Here is a 22214-nt window from a genome sequence, read left to right as displayed (position 1 = left end):
CCAGGCGGCGTTCAGCGTCGCGATGTCACCGTAGCGTGCGGCCAGCCAGTCGCGGAAAGCGGCCGCGGCCGCCGGCGAGTAGCTGACCACGGTGTCGTGGCAGCCGTATTCGTTGTCGGTCTGCCAGGCGACGACCGCGGGATGACCGCCGTAGCGCTTGGCCACGGCGGCGGTGATGCGGCGGCTTTCGGCGCGATAGACCGGGCTGGAGAAGCAATAGTGGCGGCGCGAGCCGAAGCCGCGCGTCCGGCCGTCGGCGCCCACCGCCAGAATCTCGGGATGCGCGCGGACCAGCCAACGCGGCGGGGTGGCGGTCGGCGTGCACATCACGATCTCCAGCCCGGCTTCGGCCAAGGTTTCGACGGCGCGATCCAGCCAGCCCCAGTCGAATTCGCCCGGCCCCGGCTCGATCAGCCGCCAGGCGAATTCGGCGATGCGCACGCGCTTGATGCCGATCGCCGTCATCGCCTCTGCGTCGGCGGCCCATTGGCGTTCGGGCCAGTGCTCGGGGTAGTAGCAGACGCCGAGCCGCATCGTCGGATCGCTGGCGTGGGACTGACTCATCGGCTCCTCCGGAAATAGACAGACATGGCGATTCAGCCGACCGCGTCGGCCGCGATCAGCAGCGCGTGCTGCGGCGGCGTGATCGGCAGTTGCAGACCGGCGCCGCGCATCAGCCATTCGCCGCGCAACACCGTGCCGTGGCCGGCCAGGGCGGCGGGCAGCCCGCGCGCGGCAAAAGGCGGCGGCATCGTGTGCTGCAACAGTTTCACGTGATAATTACATTCCGGCTTCAGCCCGGCCAGGCGCAGCGGGGCCGGAACCGGCGCACGCGCGGAAGTCGAGCGCGCGTGACAGAACAGCGCGCGCTCGCGATCGGCCGCGACCACCCCGTGCGCGCGAACGCCGTCCTCGTCGGCATCCAGGCGCACCGGCCGCCCATGGTGCAGTAGCGCGCGCCACTCCTTGTAGAGCGCGATCCAGGCGGCGATCCGCTCGGCGTCGGGCTCGTCCAGTGCGGTGATGTCGAGTTCCAGGCCGAAATGGCCGAATAGCGCGGTCGCGCCCTGAAAATCGAAGTCGATCGTGCGTCCGGTGGTATGCGACGGATTGGGACCGATATGCGCCCCCATGATCTCGGGCGGAAAGAACAGCCCGAAGCCGGCGTGAATCGCCTGGCGCTCGACGGCGTCGTTGCAGTCCGACGGCCAGATTCGGTTGGCCCGGCGCAGGATGCCGTAGTCCGCGCGCGCCCCGCCAGAGGCGCAGGATTCGATTTCTACGTCCGGATGCGCGGCGCGAACACGATCGACGAGCGCATAGAGGGCGCGGGTCTGCGCGTGGACCGCGGCCCGGCCGGCGTGCGCCGGATGGGTCAGGTCGCGATTCATGTCCCATTTGAGATAAGCGATCGGGTGCGCCGAGAGCAGGGCGTCCAGGGACGCGAACAGATAATCCGCGACCTCGGCCCGGGTGAGATCGAGCACGTACTGCTGCCGGCCCATCGGCTGGTGGCGCCCGGGCACGCCGAGAATCCAGTCCGGATGCGCGCGCAACAGATCGGAATCGGGGTTCGCCATCTCGGGCTCGACCCACAGTCCGAAGGCCATGCCGAGCTTGTTGACGTGCGCGATCAGCGGCCCCAGACCGTGCGGGTAGGCGTCGGCGTCGACCGTCCAGTCGCCGAGCGCGCGGCTGTCGTCATGACGCCCCCGAAACCAGCCGTCATCCAGCACGAAACGTTCGCAGCCGAGCGCAGCCGCCCGGTCGGCGAAAATTGCGAGCCGTTTCGGATCGTGATCGAAATAGAACGCTTCCCAGGTGTTGACGTGCACCGGCCGCGGCGTGGTCACGGATCGCGGCAAAATTTCGGCGCGCATGAAGGTATGCCAGGCTTCGGCCATACCGGACAGACCGTTATCCGACCAAGCCGCGTGGGCGGGCGGCGACGCGTAGGCTTCGCCGGGCGCCAGTACGATTTCACCGGGCAGCGGCAGTTCGCCGAGCTGGATCTGCCGGCGGTCGTCGCGCAGCCGTTCGGCCAGCCAGCGGTGGTTGCCGCTCCAGGCCAAATGAAACCCGAATACTTCGCCGTTCTGCTCGGTAAAGCCCGGCGTACCGGCCGCCAGACCGGGAAAGTTATGGTGCGAGGTGCGACCGGTGCGATTGTCGCCGATCAGCGCCTGATCGGGGAACGGCTGGCGGCGGACGGCGAACTCGCGGCTCCAGCGGCCTTCGAGGGTGAGCAGCTCGCCAATGCGCGCGGGCAGCGGGTAGACGCCGGCCGCGGCCCAGTCCAGCGTGAATGGCGCCGTGCCGGTATTCACGACGCGCGTGCGGGTGGTCAGCACCCCGGAGGCCGCGTGCAACGAAAGATCGATCGTAAGTTCGAGACCGGCGTCTTGATCGCGGGCGGCCACGGTGATCGTGTCGGCGTTGGAGGTTACGGCGGCTTCGAACCGGGTCAGCCAGTCGCGCCCATCACGCGAGCCGGCGAGGCCCGGCTGGCCCATGAAGCCGGCGCCGGGTTCGGGCACCAGCGACAGCGGCACGTCTTCGTCCAGCCCGCCGTGGGGCAGGGCCCGTCCACGGTCGGCGGCCAGCGCGCCCGCGCCGATTGCATGGCGCAGCCGGCCGCCCCAATAGACGATCCGCGGCAGGCCGTCGCCGGCCTCGTCGAGAATGAGCGTGGTGGTGGCCGAATCGAGTCGATGCATGACGCCTTCGCCTATCAACCCTTGGTCGCGCCCAGCGTGAGCCCGGCCACGAAATGCCGCTGCATCGCGAAGAACAGGGCGACCGGCGGCAGCGCGGCGATGATTGCGGCCGCGGAAACCAACTGCCAGGATGCCGTGAAATGGCCTTGTAGCGTTTGCAACGCTGTGGTCACCGGTCGGACGCTGTCGCTTTGCACCAGCACCAGCGCCCAGAAATAATCGTTCCAGACATAGGTGAAGATCAGCACCGACAACGCGGCCAGCGCCGGTCGCACGAGCGGCAGGATGATGTAAATGAAAATCTTGAATTCGCCGACACCCTCGGTGCGGGCGACTTCCAGTAGATCGTCCGGCAGTTCGGCGATGAAGTTGCGCATGAAAAATACGCAAAAACCGCTTTGGAACGCCATATGAAACAGGATCAGCGCCCAGTAGGTGTCGTACAGGCCCAGATGCAGCGAAAACGTGCGTACCGGCACCATTAGAATCTGAAAGGGCACGAAATTGCCGCCGACAAACAGGGCGAACAACAAAATATTGCCCCGAAAACGATACTTCGCCAGCGCGAAGCCCGCGATCGTGGCCAGCGCGATGGCGCCGGCCACGGCCGGTATCGTGATCACCAGACTGTTGATCAGATAGCGCAGCATCGGTGTCTGCTGGAATACAGCAGCGTAGTTTTCTATCAATGATAGCTGGCTCGGCATGCCCCAGTAGTTGCCGGCATTGATATCGGCCAGCGAGCGGATCGAGGTCAGAAAGACCGCGATCAGCGGCAGCAGCCATAGCAACAGCACCACAGGCACCGCGACGCGGTAGGCGATACCGGTCGCGGTGGAGCGTTTTTGAATCGGTTTGGGAAACACTACCGTTGCCTGTCCCTGACAATGCGCCATAGAAAGTAGGCGATGAATACGCTCATGATCAGGAACAGGATCACCGCGATCGCCGCGCCGTAGCCCAGCCGGTAGTTGGTGATCGATTCCTGATACATGTACCAAGCCAGCACGCTGGAGCTGTTGAACGGCCCGCCCTGGGTCATGATCGCGACCAGGTCGAAGCTGCGCAGCGCCCCGATCACGGTGATCACCACGGCGATGAAAGTCGCGGCCCTAAGCTGCGGCAGGATCACGTGCCAGAGCAGCCGCACGCCTTTCGCGCCTTCCAGCCGGGCCGCTTCGATTTGCTCCGGGTTCACGCTGTTCAGGCCGGTCAGGTAAATGATCATGCAGTAGGCGATCTGCGGCCACAGCCCGGCCGCGATGATGCCGAAATTGACCAGTACCGGATTCGACAGCACCGCGACCGGCGGGATGCCGAAAGCGCCGAGTATCGCGTTGATCAGGCCGCCGACCGGTTGATAGAACCAGGAAAACACCAGCCCGATCACGACCTGCGACAGCACGAACGGGAAGAAAAACAAAGATTTGGCGAGGCGGATGCCGAGTATTTGCTGATTCAGGAACAACGCGATCAGCAAGCCCAGCGGCGGGGCGAGCATGAACAATACGAGCCAGAGAACGTTGTTCTTGAGCGAAACCCAGAACTGGTGGGAATCGAACAACTCGCGGTAGTTGTCGAGGCCGATGAAAGTACCGGCGCCAAAGCCGCTCCAGTCATAGAAGCTGACGATAAAGCTCTGGATGATCGGGTAGATCACCCAGATGGCGAAAAAGATGAACGCCGGCGCGACGAACAGATAGGGCGCGAACGCGCCGCGCCTGATTCCCAGCCGCCGACCGGTGGTCGCCGTCGATGTCACTTTGTCTTCTCCTCCCGAAGCGGCGTGCTGCGCTGCCGGCCCGCCGCTTTAGACGATAGTTTCATTATTTGGAACTTTGTTTCATGTAAGCTAGCGCTCTGATTCAGCGCCTGTCAACAAGCGCGACCACGACTTTCGGATAGCACACCATGTCCAGCTTCCACAAAGCGATCGCATTGCTGGCATTGATCGCCGACAGCCCGACGCCGCCGCGCTTCACCGATCTGTTGTCGGCCTCGGGCCGTCCGAAGGCCACGCTGCACCGGCTGCTTGGCGCGCTGGCCTCCGAGGGGCTGATCACGCTGGACGAACCGACCCAAACCTACCGGCCGGGGCTGCGCCTGCTCGAACTCGCGCACCGGTCCTGGCTGTCGCTGGATCTGCGTTCGATCGCGGCCGCCGATGTCGACCGGCTGACCGAACAAACCGGCGAAACCGTGCACCTGGCGGTGCTGGACGGCAGCCAGATCGTTTATATCGACAAACGCGAGAGCGGCAACTCGCTGCGCCTGTTTTCGGCGATCGGCAAGCGCGGCCCGCTGTACTGCACGGGCGTGGGCAAGGCGATCCTGGCCGCGCTGGCGCCGGCCGCGCTCGATACGCTGCTGGCCACGACCGAATTGGCCGGCCATACGCCGACTACGATCACCGACGATACGGTGCTACGCACGGAGCTCGCCGCGGTGCGCGAACGCGGCTGTGCCTACGACATAGAAGAGCATGAACAGGGCATCCGCTGTGTCGCGGCCGCGATCGTCGAGGCATCCGGGCGGATTGTCGGCGGCTTGAGCGTCACCGCGCCCACGGTGCGTATGACCGGCGATCGGATGGAGGCGCTCGGGCCGCTGGTGATCGACGCCGCCGATCGGATTGCGGAAAAACACGTGCTGCTGCATTGATCGATACGAGGAGAAGTAATATGGCCGATATTTCGATGCAAAAAATCGTCAAACGTTTCGGCGACACCGAGACGATTCACGGCGTGGATCTAAAAATCGAGCATCGGGAGTTCGTGGTATTCGTCGGCCCCTCCGGCTGCGGCAAGACGACGTTGCTGCGCTTGATCGCCGGGCTGGAAGACATCAGCGCGGGCGATCTGTACATCGGCGGCGAACGGGTCAACGATATGGATTCGGCCGCCCGTGGCATTGCCATGGTGTTCCAGTCGTATGCGCTGTATCCGCATATGACGGTGGCGCAGAACATGGGTTTTGGGCTGCGCATGGCACGCGTGCCCAAGAAAGAAGTCCGGGCCCAGGTGGAAAAGGCCGCGCGGATTCTGCAACTCGAGGATTATCTGGATCGCAAGCCCAAGCAGCTGTCCGGCGGCCAGCGTCAGCGCGTGGCGATTGGCCGTGCGATCGTGCGCCAGCCGCAGGTGTTTTTGTTCGACGAGCCGCTGTCGAATCTGGACGCCGAACTGCGCGTCGAAATGCGGGTGCAGCTGCAAGAGCTGCACCGTAAGCTCGACACCACCATGATTTACGTCACCCACGATCAGGTCGAGGCGATGACCATGGCCGACAAGATCGTGGTGCTGCGCGACGGCCAGGTACAGCAGGTCGGCTCGCCCCTGGAGATCTACGAGCGTCCGTGCAACGCGTTCGTGGCCGGCTTCATCGGTTCGCCGCGAATGAATTTTCTGGCGGCCCGGGTGGTCGGCGTCGAGCACGGGCGGATCGATCTTGAGTTGACGGACGCCAAAACGCCGATCCAGATCGCGCGGGAATCGGCCGCCGGTGTCGAGCCGGGGGCGCACGTCACCTTGGGCATCCGCCCCGAGCATTTGCGCGAAGGCGACGACGGCGACGCGGTACTGAGCGTGCCCGTCCAGGTGACCGAGCGGCTCGGCAATGTCGCCTATCTGTACGGCGAATACGGGGACTTGGACCGCTTCGTGGTGCAGGCCGATGCCTACACCGAAGCGCGCAACGGCGACACGGCGACGGTGACGTTCGCCGCCCGCGATTGCCATCTTTTCGATCGCGACGGCGCGGCGATTTAAATGCCGTATGCCCATTTCGTGCGCCCGCCGCGGTGAACGCGAGCGCCATGTATGCCGAGTAAACTATCGCGTATGGACGACAAATCCGCGAATACGGCGCGCCTAATCGCGCTCGACTGGGGGACCTCGTCGCTGCGCGCATGGCTGCTCGCCGACAACGGCGAGGCGATCGACACCCGGACCGCCCGCCGCGGCATCATGCAGGTGGCCGACGACGCGTTCGCCGCCGCCTATCGGGAGATCATCGGCGACTGGATCGCGGTGCACGGCGATCTGCCCGTGCTGGCCTGCGGCATGATCGGCAGCCGCGGCGGCTGGGCCGAAGCGGCCTATGTCGATTGCCCGGCCGAACTCTGCGCTCTGGCCGGCCGGTTGCTCAAGGTCGAAGCCGACCCGGTGCCGCTGTACATCGTCCCCGGCGTGATGCAGCAAGCCGGCGAGGGCGCGCTGCCGGACGTGATGCGCGGCGAGGAAACCCAGGTTTTGGGCGCGCTGGCCGTGGCCCCCGAGCTGGCCGAGCGCGGGCTGCTGGTGTTGCCGGGCACGCATTGCAAATGGGTGCATATCGCCGATCATCGGCTCGCCGCCTTCAGCACCTACATGACCGGCGAACTGTTTGCGGTGCTGCGCAAGCATTCCATCCTCGGCAAGCCGATCGGACGCAACGAGAGCGCGATCGATACCGAGGCTTTCGACTTCGGCGTGGACAGCGCGCGCGCGGCCGGCACGGCCGGTCTCGCCGCGGCGCTGTTTTCGACCCGCAGCCGGATGCTCGCTGGTGAACTCGCCGCCGAGGCGACCCCGGATTATCTGTCGGGGCTTCTGATCGGCGACGAACTGCGCAGCGCGTTGGCCGGCCTCGAACGGGTCCCGCCGCTGCGGCTGATCGGCGACGACGCGCTGTGCGGTCGCTATCGCCGGGCGCTGGCCCGATTCGATATCGACGACGCGGCCGAGATTCCCGACGCCGCGCGTTCGGGGCTATGGCGTATCGCCGAGGCCGCCGGTTTGCTATTAACCCGGCACCAAAACAGCTGACATGTCAGCTGTTTTCAACTTCTTCGCGGCCGATGGCCGCGGCGAGCACGCGCTTGCGTACTCGCTTGTCTGACCGATTCCTTGCGCCGGAGGTGCTGACATGCTCAACGATTATTTAAAAGATCTACCGCTGATCGCGATCCTGCGTGGGGTGAAACCCAACGAGATCGAAGCGATCGGCGAGACGCTGTTCGAAGCCGGCTTCCGCGTAATCGAGATCCCGCTGAACTCGCCCGACCCGCTGGCGAGCATCGAGAAATTGTCGGCGAAGCTCGGCGACGGCGCCCTGGTCGGCGCCGGTACCGTGTTGCAGCCAGAGCAGGTGGGCCAGGTTCGCGACGCCGGCGGACGGATCATCGTCTCGCCCAATGCGAAAATCGAAGTCATCGAAGCCACGGTGCGCGCCGGTCTGGCGAGCGCGCCCGGTGTGGCGACGCCCACCGAAGGCTTCGCCGCGCTGGATGCCGGTGCGCATGCGCTCAAGTTGTTTCCGGCCGAGGCGATCGGCCCGAAGGTGGTCAAGGCCTGGCGCGCGGTGGTGCCGAGCGCGGTGCCGTTGATGCCGGTGGGCGGCGTCAATCCCGACAATATGCACGAATTCGTGGCCGCGGGCGCCACCGGCTTCGGCCTCGGGTCGGCGTTGTACAAGGCCGGGATGGATACGGCGACCGTGGCCGCCAATGCGCGCGCGTTCGCCGATGCCTGGCAAAAGCTCTCGGCCTATCACTGATTTACCCATCACTGATTTATAAGGTCCGACATGAAAATCACGAAACTCGAAACCTTTCTCGTGCCGCCGCGCTGGTGTTTTCTAAAAATCTCCACCGACGCCGGCATCGTCGGCTGGGGCGAACCGGTGGTCGAGGGCCGGGCGGCGGCGGTCGCCGCGATGGTCGAGGAGTTGTCCGATTATCTTGTCGGCGCCGACCCGCGCCGGATCGAGGATCACTGGACCGTGCTCTATCGCGGCGGCTTCTATCGCGGCGGGGCGATTCATATGAGCGCGCTGGCGGGTATCGACCAGGCGCTATGGGATATCAAGGGCAAGGCGCTCGGCGTGCCGGTGCACGAACTGCTCGGCGGCAAGCTGCGCGATCGCATCAAGGTCTATTCCTGGATCGGCGGCGATAGGCCGGGCGATACCGCGGCCATGGCGAAAGAGCGCGCCGAGCTCGGCTTCTCCGCGATCAAGATGAACGCCTCAGAGGAAATGCAGTTCATCGACAACCACGCCAAGGTCGACGGCGTGCTCGAGAACGTCGCCGCGATCCGCGGGGCGGTGGGGCCGCACTTCGGCATCGGCGTGGATTTCCACGGCCGCGTGCACAAGCCGATGGCCAAGGTGCTCATGCGCGAGCTCGAGCAATACAACCTGATGTTCATCGAAGAACCGGTGCTCTCGGAACACCACGAGGCCCTGCCCGAACTCGCCGGCCTGACGAGCACGCCGATCGCGCTCGGCGAGCGCCTGTTCTCGCGCTGGGACTTCAAACCGATCCTGGAGGGCGGCTTCGTCGACATCATCCAGCCCGACCCGTCGCATTCCGGCGGCATCACCGAAACACGCAAGATCGCGGCCATGGCCGAAGCCTACGATGTCGCGCTGGCGCTGCATTGCCCACTCGGGCCGATCGCGCTGGCGGTCAATCTGCAGCTCGACGCGGTGTGCTACAACGCCTTCATCCAGGAACAGTCGCTCGGCATTCACTACAACCAGTCCAACGACATTCTGGACTACATCACCAACCCGGAAGTCTTTGCCTACCGGGATGGCTCCGTGACCATTCCCGACCAGCCGGGCCTGGGCGTTGTGATCAACGAGGATTATGTGCGCGAGCGCGCCGAGGTCGGCCATCGTTGGCGCAACCCGATCTGGCGCCATGCGGATGGCAGCTTCGCCGAATGGTGATGACGGACGCGGCGTAATACCAACCTGCAAAACAAGAATGCGAAAGGAAGACGAAAACAGTCCGCAAATGAACGCGAAAAACGCAAATGAAAACTAATTTTCTTTATTTTGCGTGCCTTGGCGTTTATTTGCGGACTTGCTCTTTTTCTTACCGGCTATCGTTACATCATTATAATGGCTGGTATTAGACGAATTGACGATCCGCCGCCGCGCCGAGCGAGCTCAATCGATACGCCCGATTGCCGATAGTCCGGTATAAAAGGCCGCCGGCTTGCCGACGCTTCGTTATGCCGGCCCATGACCCACGGCCGGCCCTCGATTGGATTGGCCCGGCGGATGGAGGCCATGGACGAGACCATGGACAAGGATCGTCGAAATACCTGGCGTTGTGCGACCGCGCACTGGCTTGCGCGTCTCGACCTGACGTTTACGCCGGCGCTGGAAGCGGAATTCGAGCGCGCGACGGGGCGGGCGCGGCGTTATCGCTTCCGGCGGGTCGGCTATTTGCAGCTTGCAATGACCCATATCGGCGCGATCGGGCTCTATGCGCTGCTTGGCGATGCGCCGGCGGTCATTCTAGCCACGCTTGCCGTGGATTTGTTCAGTTTGGGTTGCTGGGTCATCCTGCGTCGCAAACCGGGCGTGTTCATACGCGAGAGCGTCATGATGTCGGGCGTGCTGTCGTGGGTGGTCATGGCCGAGACCCTCAGTCTTTATGCCGACCCGTCACATCTGTGGATCATCCAGACGGCGATTGCGTTGCAGCCGTTTCTGATGGCCGCCGCCATCCAGCTGCGGTTCGCTTACTGCGTGGCGGGCTGCGCGGCGACGGTTGCCATAGTCGCCGTGGGCAATGCGCTGTTTTCCTCGGCGGCGCCAGCCGAGCAGTTCTGGATGGTGCTGGTGCAGACCGTGGCCGCGATCTATGCGCTGTTTGGCTGCTGGCGGTTGGAAGAACGCGAACGGATGAATTATCGCGCGATCCGCGAGAGCGAGCGCAACGCCCGCGAACTGGACCGGGCGAACACGCATCTGGCCCGGCTGACCCATCACGATGAGCTGACCGGCGTGCTGAATCGGCGCGGGCTGCGCGATGCGCTGGCCGAAGCGGACAGGGATACACGGCGTGCGGTGGTTCTCGTCGACGTCGATTATTTCAAGCGCTACAACGACCATTACGGACATCTCGCCGGCGACGATTGCCTGTGCCGGATCACCCGCGCGCTGGCCGAAACGCTGGCGCCGACCGGCGAGGTCGTGGCGCGTTGGGGCGGCGAGGAGTTTCTGGTGATGCTCGATGCCGACTCGCCGGAGACATGCGCCGCCCGGGTCGAGGCCATGCGCCGTGCGGTGCGCGATCTCGGGCTCGAGCACTCGGCCTCGCCGATCGGTGGCGCGGTGAGTATTTCGGCCGGCTATGCGCTGGGCGCGGTCGCGGACGACGACGATCTCGACAAGCTCGTGCACGAAGCCGACCAGGCGCTGTACGCGGCCAAACAGGCCGGCCGCAATTGCGTGCGCGGCCCGGCGGCCGCCGATTGCGGGCACCTCGCCGATATGCCGGCTACTGCACGAGCCTGAACGTTGTATGGCGCGTTATACCAACCTGCAAAAGCAATGACCTACCGGTCAAACAGTCCGCAAATAAACGCAAATGCACGCGAATAAGACGCGTTTATACGCTTTATCTTGCTTTCATTTGCGTTTACTGGCGTTCATTTGCGGACGAATTCCGGCTTCATGAAGATCGATCAATCTTTCTTTACGAGGGTTGGTGTAAGGTATCGCCCTGGCTGAATCCCGTATCCCGGGCGGCGGGACTACCCGAGCTTTCGACCCTGTACGAACAACACATAGGGTGACGGCCGTTCGGGATAACCCGCGCCGTCGAATACGATCAGCGGCATGCCGAATTCGGTCGCGGCGAACGGCCACGGGTCGAAACGCAGTACGCCTGAATCGTTGATTTCGTAAGCGATCTCGGTTTCCTCGCTGGTGTCGAGGCGATCGACCACCGTGCTGCGATGCCAGCCCCGGTGATCGAAACCGAAATGAAAGGCGACCTCGTCGCAGAAGCGGGTGATTCGATCGGCCCAGGCGAATGCCGAGGCCGATAACCGATGCGCCTCGAGCTGTGTTGCGATATGGGCATCCAGACGCCCGACCAGGGCGCGGGTCGTTGCATCCTCCGGATCACCAATCAGCCGGCGTAGATGGTATTTTGCCACCAGATCGGTCACCGGATCGTCGTAGGTCAGGGTTACGCCGCGCTCCGCGATTTCCTGCCAGGCAGCCGGCGGCGTGTCGCCCAGCGGATGATTGTCCATCGGGCCGTAATGCCAGTCGTGTAGCGTTACGCCGCTGGCAAAGCCGAAGAAATCCAGCGCCGGTCGATCGAATCGCCGGTTGCCCCAATGCCAGGCGAGCAGGCCGCTCAACTTCGAGTGTTCGACCTGCGTGAGAATACGGTGGCTGTGTTGGGATTGAAACATCGCGCCGAGGCCGTCGTTTGCATATCGTACGATGATACGCAGCCGGCCAAACAAGCGACAGAGCGCTTGAAAACGGCAATCGGCCCAAATACTTGACCCTATCCGGCTTGACCCTGTTCGGCGCGGGTTTTAAGCTCGTACCAACCGCTCCCCACACCCCCTGGGGTGGACTGAGTCCAGGAGAATATGATGACCCGACTCAAGATTGAAGGCATAAGCTGCCGGCACTGCGTGGCCGCCGTGGACGAGGCGCTCGCCGAGGTCGACGGCGTGGAGCGCGTGCTCGAAGTCGATCTGGATTCCGGTATCGCGAAAATCGAAGGCGATGTCGAGACCGAGGCGTTGCTGGCCGCGGTGCGCGAAGAAGGCTACGAGGCCACGGCGGCGTAATGGCGGAGTCGACTCAAAACTGCTGCGATCGGCTCGTGGTGGACCCGGATGCGCGCGACGATGCGCGCATGCGTCTGCGATCGATCCGCGGCCATGTCGACGGCGTGCTCCGCATGCTCGAACGCGACGATGTCTATTGCGTCGACGCGCTCAAGCAGATCAAGGCGGTCCAGGGGGCGCTGGCCAAGACCGGCGATCTCATCCTGCGCGCTCATCTCAAGCATCATGTGGTTACCGCGCATCAGCGCGGCGACGAAGATGCGATCGTCGCCGAACTGATGGACGTTCTGAAGTACCGTTGATCGCGGCATCGGCGACCGACAACGCCGGGACGATGCGTCATACCAACATGTAAAAATAGTCCGCAAATGAACGCGAAAAAAACGCAGATGAAAAACGAATTTTCTTTATTTTGCGTACATTGCGTTTATTTGCGGACTTGCTCTTTTTCTTATCGGCTATCGCTACATCATTGTAACGGTTGGTATCAGCCCGGCGTAAAGCGATAGACCGTGGTCTGGGTATATTTTTCGCCTGAGGCCAGGGTCGTGCCGGGAAAAGCCGGCTGGTGGGGCGTATCCGGGAAGTGCTGGGCCTCGAGCGTAAAGGCGCCGTGACAATCGTAGGCCGCGCCGTTCTTGCCGATCAGCGAGCCGTCGAAGTCGTTGCCGGTATAGACCTGCACGCCGGGCTCGGTGGAATACATCTCCAACGCGCGGCCCGAGGCCGGGTCGACGGCACGCACCGCGAGCCGGTTCAAATCGCCCGCGCCGGCCAGCACCCAGTTATGATCGTAGCCGCCGATCGCCGAGAGCGCATCGTCGGCGATATCCCGGCCGAACGGCTTGGGCCGGGTGAAGTCCATCGCGCCGCCGGCGACCGGCGTCAACTCTCCGGTCGGGATCAGGGCGCCGTCGACCGCGGTGACGTGTTCGCCGTGAATCATCGCCAGCTGCTCGCGGATGGTGCCGTTACCGGCGCCGGCCAGATTGAAAAAGGCGTGGTTGGTGAGGTTGATCACCGTATCGGCGTCGGCCACCGCGGAGTAGTGCAGGCGCAGGTTGTTGGCGTTGTCCAGCGTGTAGCGCAGGGTGACCGCGAGGTTGCCCGGAAAGCCCATGTCGCCGTCGGGCGATAGATGCGTCAGTTCGACGCCGACGGTATCGTTTTCGTCGATCGGTACCGCCGCCCAGACCTGTCGGTCGAAGCCGCGCTCGCCGCCGTGCAGCGTGTTTCCGTTTTCGTTGGCCGACAGCCGGTAGGACCGGCCGCCGAGTTCGAATGCGGCGCCGGCGATACGGTTGGCAAAAGGGCCGATGGTGGCGCCGAAGTAGCTGTTGCCGGCGTCCAGATAATCGTCCAGCCGATCGAAGCCGAGCACGACGTCCGCCGTGTGGCCGTTTTTGTCCGGTACCTCGATCGCCTGAATACGCGCGCCGTGGGTGACGATCGCCACCCGCATCCCGCGGCGGTTGGTCAGCACGTAGCGATCGACGCGCCCGCCCTCGGGTGTGGTGCCGAACGGTTCGCGGATCACCGCCAAGCGGTCGGGCAGGGGTTCGGACATGACGGGCCTCACAGTGGTTTCGATCTTTGACGGCGCGGCAACCGGCCGGCAGCGAACAAGCGTGGTTATTCGTGAAAGGCGTCGACGATGCGGCGCCGGCCCAGCATGAAGGCATCGGCCACATGGGCGAACGGCCGTACGTCGATTTCCGATCGGCCTTCGTTGACGAGCGTGGCGAACAGCGCGTACACGCCGGCGTATTCGTTCTTGTCTTCCTCGATGCGCAGTTCGCCGTCGATGAGCATGCGGGCGCCGCCTTCTTCGAGCTTGAGTTCGCCGGCCTCGGTGGTCGCGATAATCTGCCACGCGGGATCGCCCTCGTGACGCCAGTCCATGGCCGCGCTAATCGGTGCGCCGGCGGTATCCACGAATGACAGATCGGCGGCGATCGGGGTGGCGCAGTTGCTCGGCACATCCAGCGTGGCTTCACGCAGCGCGAACGGCCGCACGAGAATGTAGGTGGCGATGGATAGCGCATTGATGCCCGGATCGAACACGCCCAACCCGCCGGGCTCCCAGATCCAGGTTTGGCCGGGGTGAAAGACGGTGACGTCTTCGCACCAGTCGATCCGCACCGCGGTCACGGTCTGCGTGATCAGCCATTCGCGGGCGGCCTCGATCGCCGGCGCGTGGCGCGAGTGCCAGCTGGCATACAGCGTGACGCCGGCGTTCGCGGCCTGCCGTTCCAGGTGATCGACCTCCGACAATGTCATACCCGGCGGCTTTTCCAATAGAACATGCAAACCGGCGTCCAGCGCCCGACAGGCCAGGGTAAAGCGATGCTGGGGCGGCACGCACAGCGCGACGGCGTCGACCGCGACATCGGATTCAAGCAGGGCGTCCAGGCTATCGAAACGCGCGGGCTCGGCGGTGGGATCGGTGTCGAAACGCCGCGCAACCGTGGCGACGAGTTCGAAGGCGGGATTCGCGTCCAGCGTCGGGTGATGTTCGTCGCGCGCGATCTTGCCGTACCCGATCAGGGCAATGCGAATACTCATAATATATTTACCTGTTGCCTTTACCTGTTGTCTCTAAAGGCCGCGGTGGGGCGTCCGGGTACATCGACCGTCATGGAGAACAGCGCGCCCGAATCCGGCCACTCGGCCAGCGCCACCGCGTCCATGTTCTCGCGCGCCGTGGTCACGAACAGGGTACGCCCGTCGGCGCCGCCGAACGCCGGCATGGTCGGTTGCAAGGCGGCGAGCGGATAGCGCGCGACGAGCCGGCCGTCCGGGTCGAAGCGCGCGAGCCCCGCGCCGCCGAACAAGGCGGTCCAGTAGTGATCGTCGGCATCGACCGCGGCGCCGTCCGGGTTGCCCGCGATATCCAGCGCGTTCAGATCGACCCAGACCTCGCCCGCGCCGAGTTCGCCGGTCGCCGGGTCGTAGCGATGACGACGGATCACGCGGGTGAGCGTATCGGTGTGATACATCCAGCGCCCGTCGGTGGAAAACGCCAGCCCGTTGGTGATGGTCATGCCGCCCAGCCGGGCGCGCAGAGCCGCGCCGTCGTGACAGTAGAGGCCGGCATCGGCGGCGGCTAGGGTCTCGTTCATCGTGCCGATCCAGAACCGGCCGGTCGGGTCGCAGCCGCCGTCGTTGAATCGATGATCGCGCGGGTTCTGCGGCGCATCGGCCACGCGATCCTGGCGTGCGCCGGCCTCGTCTAGTCGCCACAGGCCGGAACGCATGGCGGCCAGAAAACCGCCCCCGGCGTGCCGCACCACACAGGTAATCGCCTCGCCGTAATCGACGACCGTATGTGCGTTGTGGTCGAAATCCAGCCGGTGCAGGGCGCCGCCCAGGATATCAACCCAGTACAGGGCGTTGTGCTCAGGATGCCAGATCGGGCCTTCGCCCAGGCCCATCTCGAGCGCCAAAAGCGGAGTGAGGGTGTCGTTCATGACTTGGCGTCGCTTTCCAAGCGCCGGCGCAGAGCGGAGGTGCTGGTATGGATCACATCGGCAAAATTCTGATCGATGTCGATACGGATCGCTTCGTCCTCGCCCGGCGCTTCCAATGTTTCGAACTGCGACGTCAGCATCTCGGCCGAAAAGAAATGCTTGCGGCGCTTCATGCGGCCGAGGATCACTTCGAAGCTGCCGTCGAGAAACAGGAACAACAGATTCGGATCGCCGGCGCGCAGTTGCGCCCGATAGCTGTGCTTGAGCGACGAGCAGCCGATCAGCACCGCCTCGTGGCGGTCGCGATGATCGCGGATGAGATCGCGCAGAACGGCGAGCCAGCCGGCCCGGTCGTCGTCGGTCAGCGGCTCGCCGCGCGACATCTTGTCGATGTTGCTCTGGGGGTGGTACTTGTCGCCGTCGATGTAAGCGATGCCGAGCGCGGCGCCGACGGCCTCGCCGACGCTCGACTTGCCGCTGCCCGAAACGCCCATCACCACCACGCGTCGGTCGATATGTGGATATGGCGCGTCGGTGACGGGAGAATCGGTCATGGGCAGGCGTTGCCGTCGGCGAAGGATCAGTCCAGCATTCTTCCAAAGCCCCCGGCCGGCGGCAAGCCGTCACCGCCCGATCTACGCTTGTGCTTCCTTGGCGACATTGCGATATTCGTTGACTACGATGTCGGTCAGTTCCTGGATCGAGGTTTCGCTGGTCGCACGGCTGAACGTGATTCGGCCGTTCTGCAGCAGGTTGACGCGATCACAGACATCGAAGACATGGCCGTAGTTGTGGGCGATGATGATAATCGAGACATCGCCCTTGGCCCGCAGCCGATTGATCACGTCGAGGATCATCGCGCCTTCCTTGGCGCCCATGGCGGCGGTCGGTTCGTCCAGCAACAGCAGCCGGGCGTTGGAATACACCGATCTTGCCACCGCGATCGCCTGGCGCTGGCCGCCCGACATCCGGCCGACCGGAACATCCACCGAGGGGATGTTGACACCGATGTCGGCCAGACACTCGCGCGCCTTCTTCCGCATCGGCCGGTTGTTGAGAATGCCCAGCGGCCCGCCGTGCAGCGATTCCCGTTGCAGGAACATGTTGTGATAGACGTTGAGTTGCGGTATCAGCGCCAGATCCTGGTGCACGCAGTCGATACCCAGCGCCCGGGCCTGGGTCACCGAGTGTAGATGGACCTCCTTGCCGTCGAAGAAGATGCGGCCGCGGGTCGGCTGGTGCAGCCCGCAGAGAATCTTCATCAGCGTCGACTTACCGGCGCCGTTGTCGCCGAGCAGGCCGTGCACCTCGCCGCGTCCGATCTCAAGGTTGACGTCTTCCAGCGCGGTGTTCTGCCCGAACACCTTGGCGATATTTTCGATCCGAAGCAGTGGCTCGTTGTTTGTTGCCATTACTGGCCTCCGAACAATTTGAAGCGCCCGATATGAACGTTGACGATCATGGTGATCAGAATGGCGGCGCCAAGGATCATGTCGAAGGTGTAGGCCGAGACGCCGGCCAGCGTGAAGCCATCCTTGAGGATGCCGATCACCAGCGCGCCGAAGAAAGCGCCGATGATGGTGCCGACGCCACCGGCCAACAGCGTGCCGCCGATCACCGCCGAGGCGATGCACATGAACATGATCTGGGTGCCCCCGGCCAGCGGTGTGATCGAGCCGATATGGAAGCTGTCCAGGATGCCGGCGAATCCGGCCAGCATGCTGCAGACCGTGAAGTTCCGGATCTTGACGAACTTGACCTTGACACCGGCCTCCGTCGCGCCGGTCAGATTACCGCCGACCGCGATCGTGTGCAGTCCCCAGCGGGTCCGTACAAGCACGAACTGAAATGCCAGCGCGATGGCAATGGCCCAGCCGAACTGGGCCAGCGCGTTGCCGCCGAATATCGCGGCGACCAGATCTCCGGTGTGCGGCTGAACCGGATAACCGCCCGAGATGGTCAACGTGAACCCGTTGAGCAGAAACAGCATCCCCATGGTGGTGACGAACGAATGAATGCGGAGCAACTCGGTGATCAGGCCGTTGAGCAGCCCGACAACGGCACAACCGAGCAGCGCCAGGATGATGGCCACCACGGTCGGCAGGCCCGCGCCGTGCGCGAGGAACATGAGGAACGGCGCCATGGCGTAGACCATGCCGACCGACAGATCGAGCTCCCCGCTGACCAGGACCAGCACCTGGCCGGCCGCCAGGATGGCGGTGGCCGACGCGTACTGGCCGAGCGTGCTGATGTTGCCCTGCGACAGAAACACCCCGGTCGTGGACTGGAAGTAGATGACCAGCAGGATGCCGGCGATGACGATGCTGGCTTCGCGGCGCGCCAGTATCGAAGTCGCGGCGCGGCGCCAGACATGCTGGCGCCGCGCCGGATCACCGGCCCGAGGGCCGGATTTCTCCGCTGGTGAGTGCATTGTGGACTGTGTCGTCATAAGCTAATCAACCTGCCGTGATAGGGCCGGAGCGTGAGATCACTTTCTCCTTGCTCGAATTGCCCTCGAACCGGCTCTTGGTCTCGAGATAGGGGCCGACGTTGTCCTTGGTGACGAACTTCAGGCCGGTATTGACGTTGGCGATGCCGCTCAGGCCGCCCGAGAGCTTGTACAGGAACAACTCCATTACCGGATAGAAGCCCTGGAGATAGGGCTGCTGATCGATGGTGAAGTTCATATAGCCCTTGTCGATCCCGTCCAGCGTGCCCGGCAGCATATCGAAGCCGCCGGCCTTGACGCCTTTTTTGGCCAGATCGTGTTTTTGCATGGTCCTGGCCACGCCCTCGGTCGACCCGGCGTCGACCGCGAACATCCCCTTGATGTCCCTGTGCCCGAGATAGAAGGATTCGATGCGCGAGAATTCCTCGTTGATCGTGGGCCCGGTGGCGACCTCATGCAGGGTGATGTCCTTGCCGGATTCATTGATCGCGGCCTTGGCGCCGTTCAGGCGCGGCTGGATGTTGAGCTGGCCCGGTGTCGCGATGAAGCCGACCACATCGCCCGAACCGACTTCTTCCACGATACGCTTACCCAGCGCCTTGCCGGCGTCGAACAGGTCCTGGCCGATATAGGCCAACCGGTCGTTGTCCACGTCCGCGTTATAGGAAACCACGGGGATGCCGGCCTCCAGCGCTCGGTCGATCGGCTCGTTGAAGGCGTGTTGGTCGACCAGGGCCACGGCGATGCCGTCGGCGCCGGCCGAGATTGCGGCATTCATCGTGTTGACCATGATGGTGGGTTCGGACTTCTGCGAGCCGGTCCACTGGTACTCGCAGCCGAACGCGGCACAAGCGTCGGCGGCCCCGTATTGCGTCGGCACGAAGAACGGATTGGTGGTCACGTGGTTGATGAATACGAACTTGTATTTCGGATGATCCGGCAGGTTCGTATCGTGTTTACCCGCCGCCATCGCCGCGGGGCTCATCCCCAAGCCGGCCAAGGTCGCGAGCGCGGCGCCGCCGCCGAGCGTGCCGTGCAGAATCCGCCGGCGGCCGTCGTCGATGATCTCGTTGTTGTTGTTGTCTGTTGAGTCGGTCATGGTGGTTCTCCTCTTTATCCTGGTGTTGTTGCCATGCGGGTGCGTTGCGGAAACGGCCGGCTCATTCCGGCCGCTCCCGCGTGCGCTCAAGGCAGGAACTTGAAGATGGTGGTCGAAGTGAACTTCTGGCCGGCCTTCAGCTCCGTGCTCGGGTAGGACGGATGATTCGGTGAATCCGGAAAGTGCTGGGTTTCCAGCGTGAATGCGCCCCAGTGTTGATACGTGCCGCCTATCCCCTTGAATTGTCCGTGCAGGAAATTACTGGTGTAGAACTGCAGACCGGGTTCGGTGGTATAGACCAGAATCGTACGGCCGGACTGCGGATCGGTGACCCGGGCCGCCAGCTTGTCGAGATCGCCGTTGGTATTGAGGATCCAGTTGTGGTCGTAGCCGCCTTGCTTGGGTTCGGCGTTGAGTTCCTGTTTCGTCTTCTCGCCGATGTGTTTGCCGATCGGTGTCGGGGTCGTGAAGTCGAACGGCGTGCCCTTCACCGGCCGCGATTCGCCGAGCGGAATCTCGGTCTTGTCGATCGGGCTGTAACGGTCGGCGTTGATCATGACGATCTGGTCGAGCACCGTGCCGTTGCCGGCACCGGCCATATTGAAATAAGTGTGGTTGGTCAGATTGATGACCGTATCCTTGTCGCTGACCGCCGAGTAATGGATACGCAGTTCATTGTCGTTGTTGAGGGTGTAGCGCACCGTGGTGACCAGATCGCCCGGAAAGCCCATCTGGCCGTCGGGCGACAGATAGCTCATTTCCACGCCCACGGCGTCGGTTGGATGAATAGGCCTGGCCTGCCAGACGTGCTGGTCGAAACCGATCGGCCCGCCGTGCAAATTGTTGGGGCCGTTGTTTTGCGCGAGATGGTAGGTTTTGCCGTTGAGCGTAAACTTGCCGCCCGCGATCCGGTTCGCGTAGCGGCCGATGGTGGCGCCCATGTAGCTGCGTCCGGACTCGGTGTAAGCCTTGACGTTGTCATAGCCCAGCGCCACATCGACGACTTGGCCGTTCTTGCCCGGCACGCGGATCGCCTGCACGCGAGCGCCGAAGGTGATGATGTCCACCGACATGCCGTTGCGGTTGCTCAAATGATAGCGGTCGACCGGTTGGCCCTGCGGCGTGTTGCCGAAACTGCTTACCGTGACGGCCAGATGGGTGCCGCCGGCGTCGTCGCCGCTTGCGCTGTTGTCGCTGGCCGCCAGAGCCGGGCCGGCGATCAACAGGGCCGCCAGTACGAGTGCCGTCAGTACAAGGTTATTCGCGCCGAGGCGAAGGCCCCAGGCGGGTTTGATTTTGCGGTTCATGATTTTCTCCTCCTTGCTGTCGTGCATCACGCGGGTTCGAGTGCACGAACTTTTCTATGCCGGTTTCGGACCGGCGTGTGTTTCAAGCATCAACCGAGAACTCGGACACCTCCGGGAACGAGACTCGCGCGGTCGGCGCCCACCGTATTGCGAAGCGGTGGGCCGAAAAGCGGGGATTCGATTTCGAAGGTATCGCCGGCGCGGGTGGCAACGCCATCGGCGAACGACAGCGTGGCCGTGCCGAAAAAATGCATGTGAACGTCGCCGGCGCCGAGAAACTGTCGATACTTGAAATGGTGGTATTCGAGGTTTTCCAGGCTGTGGCACATATGCGCTTCGCCGGAAACAAACGGCTTTTCCCAGAGCACGGCGCCGTCACGCCAGATCCGGCTCGTGCCTTCGATCGCCTGCGGCAACTCGCCGGTCAGCAGCACCGGCCCAAAGCTGCAATAGCGCAGTTTGGAATGCGCCAGGTAGAGATAATTCTGGCGTTCGGTGATGTGGTCGGAGGTTTCGTTGCCCAGCGCATAGCCGATCCGCCAGGGCGTGCCGTCGTCGGCCACCACGTACAGCCCGACGATCTCGGGCTCCTCGCCGAGATCGCGGCCGAAATCCGGCGCCGGAATCTCGCCGCCCGGGCGGACGGCGATGCGGCCGTCGCCCTTGTAGAACCATTCCGGCTGGACACCGGGCTGGCCGGGCGCGGGCCGGCCGCCCTCGAGCCCCCAATTGAATACCTTCATCGAGTCGGTGAGCTTGTCCGGGTCGGGATTGGCTTGGCCGGCCTGATGCATGGCGTTACGGGTGTCCGCGCTGCCGGTATGCGTCAAGCCGGTGCCGGTGATCAGGCTATGCGACGGATCCTCGTGATCCAACGGTGGCAATACACGGCCCGCCGTCAGCAGTTCGCTTAAACTGTCGAAACCGTCCGCCATGCCACGGGCCTCGGCTTCGGCCGCCAGGCCGTGCCCGGCGCGGATCGCGGCCAACGCCAGCTCGCGTACGCTGGCGGTGTCGGCGATGGTGCCGACGCGATCGGCATCCACGACGCCGACGCGGCGTTGAGCGGAGACGGTTTCGTACTGAATTAACTGCATGACGCGATCCCCTAAACCCCAGCCGCAGTCGACGCCCCATTGACCAACCGCCGGATACCCAGCGGATTGTCATCGGCGAGTGCTTTCGGCAGGACCGCGGCCGGCGCATTCTGATAGCTCACCGCCCGCAGATAGCGGTTGATCGCCAGTGTGCCCACCGAGGTACTATGGAAATCGGTGGTGGCCGGGTACGGCCCGCCGTGGACCATCGCATCGTTGACCGCCACGCCGGTGGGAAAGCCGTTGAACAGCACCCGGCCGGCGCGCCGTGTCAACTCGGTGACCAGTTGTTTGTGCCGGGCGATTTCGGCGGCTTCGCCGGTCACGGTCGCGGTCAACTGGCCGTTGAGCGCACGCGCCGCGGCTTCCAGTTCGTCGGCCGTGTCCAGTACGACCACCACCGTGCTCGGGCCGAAGACTTCTTCCATCAGCGGTTGGGCGTCGTCGAACAGGCGCGCCTTGTCGGCGGTGAACAGCCG

At 63.9% G+C, this 22214-nt stretch carries 22 protein-coding genes and 1 pseudogene; 8 read left to right on the top strand and 15 right to left on the bottom strand.

Annotated elements, in window-relative coordinates; all coding sequences use genetic code 11:
• From VFJ08_RS04295 to VFJ08_RS04280, 4 genes are all read right to left on the bottom strand, one after another.
• Positions 1-534 (bottom strand): beta-galactosidase (locus tag VFJ08_RS04295; protein ID WP_349256950.1); only part of this gene is annotated, 534 nt, incomplete at its 3' end.
• Between the two features lie 62 nt (positions 535-596).
• Positions 597-2717 carry an alpha-galactosidase gene (locus VFJ08_RS04290; RefSeq protein ID WP_324995529.1) on the bottom strand — a complete coding sequence of 707 codons (2121 nt, stop codon included), beginning with the start codon at positions 2715-2717 and terminating at the stop codon, positions 597-599.
• A gap of 14 nt (positions 2718-2731) precedes the next feature.
• Positions 2732-3583: a carbohydrate ABC transporter permease gene (locus VFJ08_RS04285; protein ID WP_324995527.1), complete on the bottom strand. Its 852-nt coding sequence runs from the start codon at positions 3581-3583 to the stop codon at positions 2732-2734.
• Positions 3583-4479 carry a sugar ABC transporter permease gene (locus VFJ08_RS04280; protein ID WP_324995525.1) on the bottom strand — a complete coding sequence of 299 codons (897 nt, stop codon included), beginning with the start codon at positions 4477-4479 and terminating at the stop codon, positions 3583-3585. The genes VFJ08_RS04285 and VFJ08_RS04280 overlap by 1 nt, the downstream gene beginning before the upstream one ends.
• A gap of 149 nt (positions 4480-4628) precedes the next feature.
• Between VFJ08_RS04280 and VFJ08_RS04275 the strand changes: the two genes are divergently transcribed.
• The 6 genes from VFJ08_RS04275 to VFJ08_RS04250 all read left to right on the top strand — a co-directional run bounded on the left by VFJ08_RS04275 (position 4629) and on the right by VFJ08_RS04250 (position 11012).
• Positions 4629-5378 carry an IclR family transcriptional regulator gene (locus VFJ08_RS04275; protein WP_324995522.1) on the top strand — a complete coding sequence of 250 codons (750 nt, stop codon included), beginning with the start codon at positions 4629-4631 and terminating at the stop codon, positions 5376-5378.
• A 20-nt stretch (positions 5379-5398) separates the two neighbouring features.
• Entirely contained in the window at positions 5399-6484 is a 1086-nt protein-coding gene (locus VFJ08_RS04270; RefSeq protein ID WP_324995520.1) for a sn-glycerol-3-phosphate ABC transporter ATP-binding protein UgpC, read from the top strand.
• Between the two features lie 72 nt (positions 6485-6556).
• On the top strand, positions 6557-7522 hold the full coding sequence (locus VFJ08_RS04265) for a 2-dehydro-3-deoxygalactonokinase (protein WP_324995518.1): 966 nt from the start codon (positions 6557-6559) through the stop codon (positions 7520-7522).
• Positions 7523-7622: 100 nt separating this feature from the next.
• A complete protein-coding gene (locus tag VFJ08_RS04260) occupies positions 7623-8252 on the top strand; it encodes a 2-dehydro-3-deoxy-6-phosphogalactonate aldolase (RefSeq protein ID WP_324995516.1) in 630 nt (209 codons plus the stop codon).
• A gap of 30 nt (positions 8253-8282) precedes the next feature.
• Positions 8283-9431: a galactonate dehydratase gene (gene dgoD, locus VFJ08_RS04255; RefSeq protein WP_324995514.1), complete on the top strand. Its 1149-nt coding sequence runs from the start codon at positions 8283-8285 to the stop codon at positions 9429-9431.
• 297 nt (positions 9432-9728) lie between these two features.
• The gene (locus VFJ08_RS04250) at positions 9729-11012 is read left to right on the top strand and encodes a diguanylate cyclase (RefSeq protein WP_324995512.1); all 1284 of its coding nucleotides are present in this window, start codon (positions 9729-9731) and stop codon (positions 11010-11012) included.
• 239 nt (positions 11013-11251) lie between these two features.
• On the opposite strand, the gene VFJ08_RS04245 is transcribed toward VFJ08_RS04250, so the two are convergent.
• Entirely contained in the window at positions 11252-11923 is a 672-nt protein-coding gene (locus tag VFJ08_RS04245; RefSeq protein WP_324995510.1) for a DUF3891 family protein, read from the bottom strand.
• Between the two features lie 189 nt (positions 11924-12112).
• On the opposite strand from VFJ08_RS04245, the gene VFJ08_RS04240 reads away from it, so the two are divergent.
• Positions 12113-12313 (top strand): CopZ family metallochaperone, encoded by a 201-nt coding sequence (locus tag VFJ08_RS04240; protein WP_324995508.1) that lies wholly within the window; start codon positions 12113-12115, stop codon positions 12311-12313.
• Positions 12313-12615, top strand: coding sequence for a metal-sensitive transcriptional regulator (locus VFJ08_RS04235; RefSeq protein WP_324995506.1), 303 nt, complete (start codon positions 12313-12315; stop codon positions 12613-12615). The genes VFJ08_RS04240 and VFJ08_RS04235 overlap by 1 nt, the downstream gene beginning before the upstream one ends.
• A 185-nt stretch (positions 12616-12800) precedes the next feature.
• Here the strand turns inward: VFJ08_RS04235 and VFJ08_RS04230 are convergent, their stop codons facing one another.
• The 10 genes and pseudogenes from VFJ08_RS04230 to VFJ08_RS04185 all read right to left on the bottom strand — a co-directional run.
• Complete coding sequence (locus tag VFJ08_RS04230) at positions 12801-13880, bottom strand: aldose epimerase family protein (protein WP_324995504.1); 1080 nt, start codon at positions 13878-13880, stop codon at positions 12801-12803.
• A 65-nt stretch (positions 13881-13945) separates the two neighbouring features.
• Positions 13946-14878 carry a Gfo/Idh/MocA family oxidoreductase gene (locus tag VFJ08_RS04225; RefSeq protein WP_324995502.1) on the bottom strand — a complete coding sequence of 311 codons (933 nt, stop codon included), beginning with the start codon at positions 14876-14878 and terminating at the stop codon, positions 13946-13948.
• Positions 14879-14898: 20 nt separating this feature from the next.
• A complete protein-coding gene (locus VFJ08_RS04220) occupies positions 14899-15783 on the bottom strand; it encodes an SMP-30/gluconolactonase/LRE family protein (protein ID WP_324995500.1) in 885 nt (294 codons plus the stop codon).
• Positions 15780-16337 carry a gluconokinase gene (locus VFJ08_RS04215; RefSeq protein ID WP_324995498.1) on the bottom strand — a complete coding sequence of 186 codons (558 nt, stop codon included), beginning with the start codon at positions 16335-16337 and terminating at the stop codon, positions 15780-15782. The genes VFJ08_RS04220 and VFJ08_RS04215 overlap by 4 nt, the downstream gene beginning before the upstream one ends.
• Before the next feature lie 81 nt (positions 16338-16418).
• Positions 16419-17195: an ATP-binding cassette domain-containing protein gene (locus VFJ08_RS04210; protein WP_324995496.1), complete on the bottom strand. Its 777-nt coding sequence runs from the start codon at positions 17193-17195 to the stop codon at positions 16419-16421.
• On the bottom strand, positions 17195-18214 hold the full coding sequence (locus VFJ08_RS04205) for an ABC transporter permease (RefSeq protein WP_324995494.1): 1020 nt from the start codon (positions 18212-18214) through the stop codon (positions 17195-17197). The genes VFJ08_RS04210 and VFJ08_RS04205 overlap by 1 nt, the downstream gene beginning before the upstream one ends.
• Before the next feature lie 25 nt (positions 18215-18239).
• Positions 18240-19331: a sugar ABC transporter substrate-binding protein gene (locus VFJ08_RS04200; RefSeq protein WP_324995492.1), complete on the bottom strand. Its 1092-nt coding sequence runs from the start codon at positions 19329-19331 to the stop codon at positions 18240-18242.
• Between the two features lie 86 nt (positions 19332-19417).
• Positions 19418-20638, bottom strand: coding sequence for an aldose epimerase family protein (locus tag VFJ08_RS04195; RefSeq protein ID WP_324995490.1), 1221 nt, complete (start codon positions 20636-20638; stop codon positions 19418-19420).
• 89 nt (positions 20639-20727) lie between these two features.
• Entirely contained in the window at positions 20728-21735 is a 1008-nt protein-coding gene (araD1, locus tag VFJ08_RS04190) for an AraD1 family protein (RefSeq protein ID WP_324995489.1), read from the bottom strand.
• An 11-nt stretch (positions 21736-21746) separates the two neighbouring features.
• Positions 21747-22214, bottom strand: a pseudogene (locus VFJ08_RS04185) (aldehyde dehydrogenase (NADP(+))); the annotation flags it as partial.

It is taken from the genome of Salinisphaera sp. (genome assembly GCF_035690525.1).
Classification (GTDB): Bacteria; Pseudomonadota; Gammaproteobacteria; order Nevskiales; family Salinisphaeraceae; genus Salinisphaera.
This window is presented reverse-complemented; position numbering and strand designations above follow the sequence as displayed.

Excerpts from the sequence above, each read along its gene's own strand:
- VFJ08_RS04290 (WP_324995529.1), bottom strand. The coding sequence starts at position 2,717 with ATGCATCGACTCGATTCGGCCACCACCACGCTCATTCTCGACGAGGCC.
- VFJ08_RS04275 (WP_324995522.1), top strand. The coding sequence starts at position 4,629 with ATGTCCAGCTTCCACAAAGCGATCGCATTGCTGGCATTGATCGCCGAC.
- VFJ08_RS04270 (WP_324995520.1), top strand. The coding sequence starts at position 5,399 with ATGGCCGATATTTCGATGCAAAAAATCGTCAAACGTTTCGGCGACACC.
- VFJ08_RS04265 (WP_324995518.1), top strand. The coding sequence starts at position 6,557 with ATGGACGACAAATCCGCGAATACGGCGCGCCTAATCGCGCTCGACTGG.
- VFJ08_RS04260 (WP_324995516.1), top strand. The coding sequence starts at position 7,623 with ATGCTCAACGATTATTTAAAAGATCTACCGCTGATCGCGATCCTGCGT.
- dgoD (WP_324995514.1), top strand. The coding sequence starts at position 8,283 with ATGAAAATCACGAAACTCGAAACCTTTCTCGTGCCGCCGCGCTGGTGT.
- VFJ08_RS04250 (WP_324995512.1), top strand. The coding sequence starts at position 9,729 with ATGACCCACGGCCGGCCCTCGATTGGATTGGCCCGGCGGATGGAGGCC.
- VFJ08_RS04245 (WP_324995510.1), bottom strand. The coding sequence starts at position 11,923 with ATGTTTCAATCCCAACACAGCCACCGTATTCTCACGCAGGTCGAACAC.
- VFJ08_RS04240 (WP_324995508.1), top strand. The coding sequence starts at position 12,113 with ATGACCCGACTCAAGATTGAAGGCATAAGCTGCCGGCACTGCGTGGCC.
- VFJ08_RS04235 (WP_324995506.1), top strand. The coding sequence starts at position 12,313 with ATGGCGGAGTCGACTCAAAACTGCTGCGATCGGCTCGTGGTGGACCCG.
- VFJ08_RS04230 (WP_324995504.1), bottom strand. The coding sequence starts at position 13,880 with ATGTCCGAACCCCTGCCCGACCGCTTGGCGGTGATCCGCGAACCGTTC.
- VFJ08_RS04225 (WP_324995502.1), bottom strand. The coding sequence starts at position 14,878 with ATGAGTATTCGCATTGCCCTGATCGGGTACGGCAAGATCGCGCGCGAC.
- VFJ08_RS04220 (WP_324995500.1), bottom strand. The coding sequence starts at position 15,783 with ATGAACGACACCCTCACTCCGCTTTTGGCGCTCGAGATGGGCCTGGGC.
- VFJ08_RS04215 (WP_324995498.1), bottom strand. The coding sequence starts at position 16,337 with ATGACCGATTCTCCCGTCACCGACGCGCCATATCCACATATCGACCGA.
- VFJ08_RS04210 (WP_324995496.1), bottom strand. The coding sequence starts at position 17,195 with ATGGCAACAAACAACGAGCCACTGCTTCGGATCGAAAATATCGCCAAG.
- VFJ08_RS04205 (WP_324995494.1), bottom strand. The coding sequence starts at position 18,214 with ATGCACTCACCAGCGGAGAAATCCGGCCCTCGGGCCGGTGATCCGGCG.
- VFJ08_RS04200 (WP_324995492.1), bottom strand. The coding sequence starts at position 19,331 with ATGACCGACTCAACAGACAACAACAACAACGAGATCATCGACGACGGC.
- VFJ08_RS04195 (WP_324995490.1), bottom strand. The coding sequence starts at position 20,638 with ATGAACCGCAAAATCAAACCCGCCTGGGGCCTTCGCCTCGGCGCGAAT.
- araD1 (WP_324995489.1), bottom strand. The coding sequence starts at position 21,735 with ATGCAGTTAATTCAGTACGAAACCGTCTCCGCTCAACGCCGCGTCGGC.